This is a genomic window from Pseudomonas sp. HMWF006, assembly GCF_003061205.1.
GTDB classification, from domain to species: domain Bacteria; phylum Pseudomonadota; class Gammaproteobacteria; order Pseudomonadales; family Pseudomonadaceae; genus Aquipseudomonas; species Aquipseudomonas monsensis.
In genome coordinates this window covers 1,828-2,296 of the sequence record NZ_QAIU01000631.1, presented here as the reverse complement: position 1 = coordinate 2,296, position 469 = coordinate 1,828, and the positions used below count along the sequence as shown (strand labels likewise).

General features: G+C 63.3%; 1 protein-coding gene. It reads left to right on the top strand.

The window, feature by feature from the left end:
* Positions 1-469: immunoglobulin-like domain-containing protein (locus DBR24_RS34320; protein WP_256591959.1), on the top strand; the 469-nt coding region annotated here is incomplete at both ends.

Genomic DNA, 469 nt, shown 5'->3' with positions numbered 1-469 from the left:
AGCGCGACCGGCACCGTGGCTGAAGGCGGTTCGATCGTTTACACCGCGACCCTGACCAACCCGGCTGGCACGCCAGTCACCGTGACCCTGTCGAACGGTTCGGTGATCACCATCGAAGCGGGCAAGACCACTGGCACCGTGACCGTTCCGGCGCCAGCCGATGACGTCTATAAAGACGCCGGCAAGGTCGAAGTCACCATCAAGGACGCCACTGGCGGCAACTTCGAGAACCTCGTTCCGAGCACCGTTCCAGCCGTCACCGACGTGACCGATACCGTCGACACCACCACCGTCAAACTGACCGCCACCGAGTCGGCGGCTGAAGGTGGCACCGTTACTTACACTGCCACCGTTGGCGCACCCGTCACCGGTTCGCCTGTCGTCGTGACCTTGGCCAACGGCCAGAACATCACCATCGAAGTCGGCAAAACTACCGGCACCGTGACCTTCACCGCGCCGAACGATGCGC